Source organism: Aquamicrobium segne, from assembly GCF_042656785.1.
GTDB lineage: Bacteria > Pseudomonadota > Alphaproteobacteria > Rhizobiales > Rhizobiaceae > Mesorhizobium > Mesorhizobium segne.
Window position 1 is genome coordinate 1 of the sequence record NZ_JBHSLL010000042.1, and the last position, 9462, is coordinate 9462.

Annotated in this window: 11 protein-coding genes; 1 reads left to right on the top strand and 10 read right to left on the bottom strand. The window is 59.6% G+C overall.

The features are described from left to right. Positions 1–15 precede the first annotated feature (15 nt). Positions 16–774, top strand: coding sequence for an isocitrate lyase/PEP mutase family protein (locus ACFPLB_RS12330; RefSeq protein ID WP_378230030.1), 759 nt, complete (start codon positions 16–18; stop codon positions 772–774). Between the two features lie 70 nt (positions 775–844). Here the strand turns inward: ACFPLB_RS12330 and trbI are convergent, their stop codons facing one another. From trbI to ACFPLB_RS12380, 10 genes are read right to left on the bottom strand one after another with little or no spacing between them, the layout of a single operon-like run. Continuing rightward, positions 845–2155 (bottom strand): IncP-type conjugal transfer protein TrbI, encoded by a 1311-nt coding sequence (gene trbI, locus ACFPLB_RS12335; RefSeq protein WP_378230032.1) that lies wholly within the window; start codon positions 2153–2155, stop codon positions 845–847. After that, positions 2152–2619, bottom strand: coding sequence for a conjugal transfer protein TrbH (gene trbH / locus ACFPLB_RS12340; protein ID WP_378230034.1), 468 nt, complete (start codon positions 2617–2619; stop codon positions 2152–2154). Before trbH ends, trbI begins: the two co-directional genes overlap by 4 nt. Positions 2620–2623: 4 nt before the next feature. Continuing rightward, complete coding sequence (trbG, locus tag ACFPLB_RS12345; protein WP_378230037.1) at positions 2624–3448, bottom strand: P-type conjugative transfer protein TrbG; 825 nt, start codon at positions 3446–3448, stop codon at positions 2624–2626. 20 nt (positions 3449–3468) lie between these two features. Continuing rightward, the gene (locus tag ACFPLB_RS12350) at positions 3469–4131 is read right to left on the bottom strand and encodes a conjugal transfer protein TrbF (protein WP_378230039.1); all 663 of its coding nucleotides are present in this window, start codon (positions 4129–4131) and stop codon (positions 3469–3471) included. Between the two features lie 10 nt (positions 4132–4141). Beyond that, a complete protein-coding gene (gene trbL / locus ACFPLB_RS12355) occupies positions 4142–5308 on the bottom strand; it encodes a P-type conjugative transfer protein TrbL (protein WP_378230041.1) in 1167 nt (388 codons plus the stop codon). Continuing rightward, the gene (locus tag ACFPLB_RS12360) at positions 5289–5498 is read right to left on the bottom strand and encodes a TrbJ/VirB5 family protein (protein WP_378230043.1); all 210 of its coding nucleotides are present in this window, start codon (positions 5496–5498) and stop codon (positions 5289–5291) included. The genes trbL and ACFPLB_RS12360 overlap by 20 nt, the downstream gene beginning before the upstream one ends. Further along, positions 5495–6295 (bottom strand): P-type conjugative transfer protein TrbJ, encoded by an 801-nt coding sequence (gene trbJ / locus ACFPLB_RS12365; protein WP_378230045.1) that lies wholly within the window; start codon positions 6293–6295, stop codon positions 5495–5497. Before trbJ ends, ACFPLB_RS12360 begins: the two co-directional genes overlap by 4 nt. Beyond that, positions 6267–8717, bottom strand: a complete 2451-nt coding sequence (locus ACFPLB_RS12370) for a conjugal transfer protein TrbE (RefSeq protein WP_378230047.1) — start codon at positions 8715–8717, stop codon at positions 6267–6269. The genes trbJ and ACFPLB_RS12370 overlap by 29 nt, the downstream gene beginning before the upstream one ends. 7 nt (positions 8718–8724) lie before the next feature. Then, positions 8725–9024 (bottom strand): conjugal transfer protein TrbD, encoded by a 300-nt coding sequence (locus ACFPLB_RS12375; protein ID WP_378230049.1) that lies wholly within the window; start codon positions 9022–9024, stop codon positions 8725–8727. Next, a complete protein-coding gene (locus ACFPLB_RS12380; protein ID WP_378230051.1) occupies positions 9017–9385 on the bottom strand; it encodes a TrbC/VirB2 family protein in 369 nt (122 codons plus the stop codon). Before ACFPLB_RS12380 ends, ACFPLB_RS12375 begins: the two co-directional genes overlap by 8 nt. Positions 9386–9462: the final 77 nt, after the last annotated feature.

The window sequence follows — 9462 nt, forward strand, 5'->3', positions numbered from 1 at the left end:
AGATGAGGGATGAAAATGTTAAGCCAGCAAAGCAAATATGAACGCTTCAAAGCGCTGCATGAGCGGACCTTTGTCACCCCCAATCCCTGGGACGCAGGCTCGGCCCGTCTATTGGCAAGCCTTGGGTTTGAAGCGCTTGCAACAACAAGTGCAGGCTATGCCTTCTCAAAAGGCAAGCTGGATTCCTTTGCCAGTCTGGAGCGCAATGAAATTTTCGATAATGCAGCCGAAATTGTTGGGGCAACCACGTTGCCCGTATCGGCCGATCTTGGGGATGGTTTTGGAGATGCACCGGAAGTCTGCGCAGAAACCATCCGTCTTGCTGCCAAGATCGGGCTTGTTGGCGGCTCGATTGAGGATGCAACAGGTGATCCAACTGCACCGATATATGGACTGTCTCAGGCGGTCGAACGTGTTCAGGCAGCGGCTGAAGCTGCAAGAGATCTGCCTTTTCTGCTGACAGCAAGAGCCGAGAATTTCCTATGGGACAAGCCTGATCTGGAGGCAATCAGAACGGTCTGTGCTTCTGTAGACAAGCCCGTCAACGTCGTTATGGGGCTGAAAGGGTCTGCTTTTTCAGTCGGTGAATTGTCTGAAGCAGGCGTGCGTCGCACCAGCGTCGGTGGATCATTTGCCCGTGCAGCACTTGGAGCGCTGATGCGTGCCGCAGAAGAGGTCAAGGCAACCGGTACATTCACCTATGCTGAAGACGCTCTTCCTGGCAGTTACATAACAAAAGTCATGGCTTTGACGAAACAGGATGAAAGACAATGACAACGCTGGCTTAGCCCTGTCGGCTACCTTCGTCGAATTGAAACGCCAGGCTCATGTAAGCGCACAGGGCTCATCGCGCCGAGCCTGGAAACACGATATCCTGGTCGACCAGCACATTGAACCGGTATCCTGGGCGAATTTTCAGCGTTGGCTGAACATTGAGATTTCGTGATAAGGTTTGTTGCGACATCTGGCCGAAGGTCTCGGCAAATGAGCGCCTGGCGGCATCCTCGGCGCTATTGGATGTGCCGAACGCATTGCGATCCTGCGGGATCATCATTTCTGTGCCAGCGCCGATCAGGGCCACAAGGACCGCGGAGCCGAAGGTCCGGAAATAGTGGTTATCGACACGGTCGTTGAACCCGCCATAGCCCGCAGAATCGGTTCCGGCCATGCCGCCGAGCTGGAGCGTGGAACCGTTCGGGAATATGATATCGGTCCAGATAACCAGTACACGGTTTTGCCCGAACGACACATTGGAGTCGTAACGGCCGAAGAGCTTTGCACCTTGCGGGACAAGCAGATGGCGCCCGGTTGCGCTATCATAGACGTTTTGGCTGACCTGGGCGGTGATGCGTCCGGGAAGATCGGAATTGATACCGGTTACGAGCGTGGCCGGGATGACAGATCCGCGTTTCAGTTCATAGGGTGATATCTGCGGCACGACAGGATTTGGAAGATAGCCAAGTTCTGCAATGTCCTGGTTGAAGAACCGTTCTTTTCCGGCCTGCCCGTTCGGGTCGCTGTTGGCGCCGGTCATGCCACCTTGCATGGCGGCGGCGTAGAGATCGAGCGCGCTTGTCGGCCGTGCTGATTGTCCAGCAGGGGAGGAAGTTGCGGCTGCCCCAGTGCCAGTGGCTGGATTGTGGTTGAGTTCGTTGATGCCGACAGCGATCGGGGAATCGTAGGCTGCTTCATTGGCCTGTAATCGCGCCATGCGCTGCCGATGCTGCTCGCGCAAATACTGTTCGTGCTGCTCTCGTTCGAGCCGTGCTCGCCAAACCTCTTCCGGCTCGAGCTGCGAGGTCGGCGGTTGCTGTTCGGTTCGGGCGGAGGTTTCCGTTGCCGGGAAAGGATTGACCGCCGCTTCGCTCGTCTCGATTGGGCGCGGCTGAAATTGTGGCTGGATCGGCTCACCGATAATGCCGTCCGGAACGCCGCGGGTGAGCTGGTCAGCATAGGTCGATGCCGATTGTGATCCTGCCGCGCCGGCGTCCCCATTGTCGCGAAAACGAAGCCCGCGCGATGTCAGCCCATAGAAGATGACAGCAAGGAAAATCACCACCAGAGCAATGGCTCCGATAATCGGCAGCCGGTTGAGGCGGCGGATCTTCGGAGCGGATGCGGTCGTCTCGCCGCCAAGCTTCAGCGATTGCGTCATGCCGTGCCTGCCGAACCATGTTGCCGGATCGACAGCGGGCTAACCGGCGAAGCACCATCGGCGCCGGGCTTGTACATTCGGGTCAGGTCAAAGCGCAATGTCGACAACCTGACCAAAACGGCTCCCTCGAATTCGTCGACCGTATAGGCGAGAGCGAGGATATTTGCCTCGTCGGTCTTTTGATCTGTAACGATGGCGTAACCCCAGCTTTGCAGGGATACGTGGAGCGCCTGACCGAATGCCGAGCCGTCGGGCGTAAACCGGATCGTGGTGTTGCCGGGCCCGGCCTGTTCGGCGAGCATGCCCACCATGTCGCTGGCGACACTGCTGGCGGCTTCCGGCGTCAGCTGTGCGGTGACCGTGCTTTGGATCAGGCCCACCTGTCCCAACGTTTGACAACCGGCGAGAAGGCCGGCGCAAATAAGAGCGGCAGCGAGGCGGCCAAACAAGGAAAATCCGTGCATCCCCCTACCCTCCCCGCCGGATGGTGATCTTCTGCTGCTGGCGACCGACGCCGGAAACGAGGATGGCGTGATCAATGTAATAATCGACCACCATCATGGAACCGTTCATCCGGTAGTTGACGATGCGGTTTTCACCGCCGGACACGACAAACAGCACAGGAGCATCCTGGCCAGACAGCGAGGATGGAAACTGGATGTAGGTTTTCTGGCCGTCGGTGTAGATCCGCGTTGGACGCCAGCGCGCCGAACCGCTCATCCGGAACGCGAAATTAAGCTGGTCGGCAGCAACGCCGGCACCCGGGACGATGCTGGCTTCCATGCGCGCGCTGATTTCGGCGAAACGGGCGTTGACGTCCTCGGGATATTCGAATCCGACCCGCGCCATATATTGGCTCTGATGGGATTTGAGCTGAATGTGGTAGGTGCGCCGCGACGTCGTCACCACCATCGAGGTGACGAGCCCGACCTCGGATGGCTTGACGATGAGATGTATTGCCTGTCCGCCGGGTGCGCCGGAGGTTGCCGGTTCGACTTTCCAGCGTACCGTATCGCCAAGAAGAACATCACGAACGATCTCTCCAGGCTGAAGCTCGATGTCGCAAACCTGAAGGGGTGAACATACGACTGAAGGCTGAACCTCGCCGAACAGAAAAATCACCTTGCCGTCATTGCCACGGGTAACGACCCCCCTCCCCGACTGCCATTGACCGGAGAGGTTTGTTCCTCGTGCCTCATTGGCGTTCAGCGTTTGTGCCTGAGCAGACACCGGCATTGCGGACAAAAGCAGGGCGGTGCACAAAATGATATCCCGCATCCTGGATATGATCATGATACTCTCCTGCGGGACGCTCACAGCTGCGCCGTCCACTCGAAATCTTTCAGATAAAGCCCGATCGGATTGAAGCGGATGACCGCTTCGTCCTGGGGCGGCGTCAGCGTCACGGTGGCGATGCCACGGTAGCGACGGGTGCCGAGCTCCTTGCCTTGCCGATCCCGCTGAAACTCGGTCCAGTCGACCTGATAGCTCTGGTTTGACAATGGCACGATGTTGGTCACCTCGATGGCGACTGTCATGGTGAGTGCGCGATCGAAGGGGGAATTGCCCCGAAACCAGGCATTGATCTTCTCGGTGGCCGGGTCGGAGGTGCGCAGCAGCGCATAGGTGCGGTCGATATATTGCTTCTGGACAACCGCATCAGGTGTCACCGAGCGGAAATTGCTTACGAAGGAGCCAAGTGTGGCGCGCACGACGCGGGCATCGGCATATTCGATCTGCTGCGGAAACCCGGCGCTGGCGGCCGTGCCCAGACGATCGACCTCGACGATATAGGGCACGAGCTTGACCTGTGTGCTTTGATAAAGCGCATAGGAGAAGCCGATCACCGCCATCAGCATGCCGGTGATGCCGACAATGCGCCATGAGCGCGCCGCGCTCACATAGGAACCGTAGCGCTCATTCCACTCCTGGCGCGCGGCAAGATAGGGGTTTTCGGGTGGAGTATGTCCCGCCATGATCAATTACTCACGCCTTGTCGTCACTTGAAGGTTTTCGCGTCGGCCGCCCCTGGGACTGGTCGAGCTTGGAATTGGCAAGGCCCAGCGTCGAGGCACCCCATGTGCCGGGTACGCCGATGGCCTTGTCGCGAGCAGCACCAGCCAGCGCGCCGCCTGTGGCGCCAACGCCAGACGCCATGCCTTTGAGTGCCGCCGCTCCAAAGGAGGCGCCGGCGGCGCGGGCGTCTGAATAGGCCGCCGCCCCTGCCCTTGCGCCACCAGCGGCAAGGGCTGCGCCGCCGGCAGCAAAGCTTGCAGCCTGTCCGCCATGGCGGATGGTCTCCATACCGCCGGTCACCGAAACGCCCTGCACAACGCCCTGAATGATGTTGGGTACGTAGATCGAGATGATGAAGACGACGACGGAAATACCGGCGATCGCGAGCGTCGACAGATATTCGTCGGTGCCGGATGGGCCGCTGGCCAGATTGACCAGCACCTGGGAACCGATGCGGGCAATCATCACGAGCGCCATCAGCTTCATTCCGACACTGAAGGCATAGACGAGGTAGCGGACGGCAAAGTCTTTGGTGAAGCTGGAGCCACCAAGACCGAGCATGATCATGCCGGCAAGCAGGCCGACATACATCTCCACCATCACCGAGATAAAAATCGCGGCGACGAGACTGAAGCAGATGACGACGACGATCATGGCAAAGACGGCGGCGATGGCGAGCGCATTATCTTCGAACAGCCCGAACTGAGCCTTGCTCGACATGGCGCTGGCCACCTGCAGTCCGGCATTGAAGACATTGGCGGGCGAAGCCGAGCCACCGCCAGCGCCGATCTGAAACAGGCTGTCGACCATCGCCTTGGCGAAGGCAGGCCCCTGTTCGAGAATGAAGACGAACAGGCCGATGAACATGATGCGGCGCACCAGTTCGGCAAACCAGGTGTCGAGCGAGGCGGCCGCCAACGCCAGCCAGACGGCGGCAATGCCGATCTCGATGCCGGCAAGGATCCAGAACAGCGAACGAGCAGCTTGCAGGACGGTCGTCTCCCATCCCTGGGCGGCACTGGCCACTTCGTTTTCCAGACTGGTCAGCAGCGATCCGTCCTGTGCGAGTGCCGGTTCGATCAGGATCAACAGGGCAAGCAGGACAATGACCGCCGCCCTAATCACCGGCGGCGTCATTGCCCTGCTCCTCCTGGGCGCCCCAGCGCGGCCGCATTTCCTGACCACCGGTCGTATCGAACTGCTGAGGGGCAGTGGTGGTTGGCGCCGTGGGCTCTGGCGTGCCAGCAGGACCCAAGACAATCCAGAACGTTACGGCAATGCCGACCACCACGATAATGGCTGCAATAATAAGGACGGTCCTGTTCACCAGCGTGGCTCCATCATCTGACCGCCAGAAGTTGACGGTGCGGTTGACTTGAAGAATTCCTCACGCCGTGTCTGGGCGAGGTCCTTTGCTGCCTGCTCGGATTGGTACCAGGTGGCCATCATCGTCATTTGCTGTGACACGAGCCCGCGCAGCTTCTGGGATTGTGCGACCTGCTGCGCCGCGATCTGATGCCCGACTTGAAGGGCTTGCATCTGGCCGACCGCGCTTTGCGACATCGAGCGGAGCTGCGACATGGTGGCTTCTTCCGTGCCGAACTGTTCGGCGGTGAAACCGGCGGCGCGCAATGTCGACGCAATGGTGTCACGATTGGTGTCGGACCAGTCCTGGTAGCTCGATGAAAAGCTCTCGCCATTGGCAAGCCCGCTCTTGAAGTCAGCGAAGCTCTGGAACCGCTGCTTCAGAACGTCGTCAATATTGCCCATCGAAAACGCGATGCCCTGCCCCTGATTGACGAGACCCTGAAGGCGGGTGAGATCGCTTTCCACCTGCCCCCAGATATGGCTGGGAAGCTGCAATGTGTTTTGCAGCATGTTTTCGTAGATTCGGATCTGGTTCTGTATCTGCTCAGCCAGTTGGGTGATCTGTTGTATCTGGTTCTGGATTTGCTCTGCAGACTGGCCGACCAAGCCCACCAGTTCGGAATTGTTGAGCAGTTGCGTCCATTCCGTCGCTTGTCCGGTGACGGCTCCGGCATTGGCGGGAGCAGATGGAACCCCGCCAATGATGCCAAGCGCGGCAATGGCAACCCTAGCCGTGTGCGAGAATGGTTTCGACATTGCCGACCCCCCTTTCCGTAAGCCAGACCGCCGGCCAGTTTTTACCGTGGTTGCGGACAAGCTGCTGGATGCGTTTGAGATCACCCTTGCCGGCCGCGCCGACAAAGGAAAGCGCGACAGGCCCGAGCGCCATGTCGAACAGGCGCCGACCCTCCGGCGAGGCGACGTAATATTCGCGCTTGGGCGTAGCCAATGCCACGATCTCGATCTGGCGCTCGTTGAAGCCGATGCGCTGATAGAACTCGCGTGTGCCCGGTTCACGTGCCGCGCCATTCGGCAGGCAGATCTTCGTTGGGCAACTTTCCTTCAGCACATCGATGATGCCGGAGCGCTCAGCATCGGAAATCGACTGCGTGGCCAGCAGGACCGCACAATTGGCCTTGCGCAGCACCTTGAGCCATTCACGGATCTTGTCCCTGAATGTCGGATGGCCCAGCATCAGCCAGGCCTCGTCGAGAATGATAAGGCTCGGGTTCCCGGTCAGGCGTTTTTCGATACGACGAAAGAGATAAAGTAGGACCGGCACAAGATTGCGCTCGCCCATATTCATTAACTCTTCAACCTCGAAGCACTGGAAGGTGCCCAATGTCAGGCCATCCTGCTCGGCATCAAGCAGTTGCCCCATCGGCCCGTCGACGGTGTAGTGGTGGAGCGCATCCTTGATCTCACGCAGTTGAACGCCACTGACGAAATCCGACAGTGAGCGGCCGGGCGCAGAAGCCATCAGCCTGATTTGGCGCGAAATCGCATTACGATGATCGGGCGTCACGCTCACACCCTGCATGGCTACCAGCGTCTCGATCCACTCGGCCGCCCAGGCACGGTCGCCATCGGTGTCCAGCTCGGCCAGCGGGCAGAAGGCGAGCTTGGCGTCGCCCTCCCCTGCCCCGATTTCATAGTGGTCACCGCCGGCGGCCAGTGTCAGCGGCAGGAGCGAGTTGCCTTTGTCGAAGGCAAAAATCTGCGCATCGCGATAACGCCGGAACTGAGCCGCGATCAGGGCGAGCAATGTCGATTTGCCGGACCCCGTCGGGCCGAATACCAAAGTGTGGCCGACATCATCGACATGAAGGTTCAGTCGAAACGGTGTGGAGCCGCTGGCAACCTGTAGCAGCGGCGGTGAGGCCGACGGATAGAATGGACAAGGCGCGGTGGCGCTGCCCGACCACACCGAATTGACCGGGATGAGGTCGGCGAGGTTGCGCGTGTTGATCAGCGGCTCGCGGATGTTGGTGTACCAATTGCCCGGCAGCGAGCCTAGATAGGCCTCGGTGGCGTTGAGCGTCTCGATCCGCGCCCCAAATCCTTCCGCCTGGATCAGCCTGCGCACCGCTTCGGCCTGCTCGCGCAGCCGGTCATCGTCATGATCGAACATGACGATGACGGGGGTGTAATAGCCGTAAGCGACAAGCTGAGAGGCGGCCTCGGCGATCGCGTCTTCGGTCTCGGCCACCATCATCATGGCGTCCTGATCAACGGACCGGCTCTGGGTCTGAAACAGCTGATCGAAGAAGGGCCGCACCTTCTGCTGCCATTTCTTGCGGGTGCGCTCGAGTTTTTGCCGCGCTTCCTGCTCATCGAGGAAGACGAAGCGGCTCGACCAGCGATAGGTCAGCGGCATCGCGTCGAGCAGGTTCAAAATGCCTGGCCAGCTCTCGGCTGGAAAGCCGTCTATGGCAACGACAGCCAGGTAATGGCCGTCGACCATCGGCGAAAGCCCATGGTGGAACTCGGCTGTTGCCAACCAGTCGAGATACATCGGGATCTCTGGGAGGCGGACTGGATGATTTTCGCCGACAATGCAAAACCGGATGAACTGAAAAAGCTCATCGTAACGCGCCTCACGCCCGGTTTCTGAATCGGGCACGGATCGCGTGACCATGCGGCGAATCGACAGCACATTGCCCAGATATTGCTCGACTTCACGGATCGATGTCCGGAAACTGTCGAGCACTGTGTCGGCATAGGTCTCGGATCGGCTCTTGGCGTCGGAATAGACATAACGGGTCATGGCCGATCGCCGCCGTTCCGGCGGCCGGTAAGTGAGGATCAGTGCGTGCTGGCTTTCATAATGCCCCCGCTCGGCTTCGAAATGAGCGCGCCGCTCATTGTCGATCGCCGCGGTAATCGCATCCGGGAAATGACAGTTTTCTCGTGGTGGATAGGAATCGGTCGAAACGCGCACGGCCTCGACCTGGATCATCCAGCCGGAGCCGAGCCGCGACAGGATCGCGTTGATCTGACGCGAAACCTCGTTGCGCTCGGGATTGGTTGAGCTTTCTGAATCCGGTCCGGCAAAGTACCAGCCGGCCATCAGGCTTCCGTCCTTGAGCAGGATCACGCCGTTATCGACCAGCCCGGCATAGGGGAGAAGATCGGAAAAGGACGGATTTGTATTGCGGAACTGACGAAGTGCGACCATGGACGAGTTAGTACCTGCGCCATGGCGTCGATGTTGGCCGGTAATTCTGCCGGTAGCGAATATGGCGCAGATAGACCTGCCGCATCATCGGATCGGCCTTGGCCATCATTCGCAATGCGCCAACGACACCAATCCAGATTGCGATGCCGAGCAGCGCAGAGAACCAGGTCAGGACCACAAAGATCAGGATGACCGTCGCCAGCCCCGTCAGCAAAACCAGTTCACGATCAGCGCCCATCAAATGGTTCGGGCGCGACAGCGCCCGATGAATGCGGGATCGTGCGAGCAGAGCAACTGACTCAACCATCACCGTCCTCCCCTGCCCCAGTAGGCTGGACAGCCTCGACTGTGCCGATCGATGCGCCGGAAGCACCGAAGAGGCCAACGATTTGTGTCGCCCCCAGCAAGATGCCGGCGACCAGCACGACATACATCAGCCGTCTGGCGAAATCGTTCAGCTCGCCGCCGAAGATCAGCATCCCGCCGGCGACGGCAACTGCCGCAAGTGCAATGAAGCCCGCCACCGGCCCGGTGATCGATTGTTGGATCTGTTGCAGTGGCCCTTCCCATGGCAGACCGCCACCGCCAGAAGCCAGAGCTGGATCGATTGACAGGATGAAAATCGTGATGCTCGCCGTCAGGAAGGCGACGGTCCTGTTATGCTGCATCGAGGTGGCCCTCTTCCGGATAGGTTTCGATCTGGTAGTTGCCGTCGCGCCAGGCCTCGACATGGATGACTTCACGC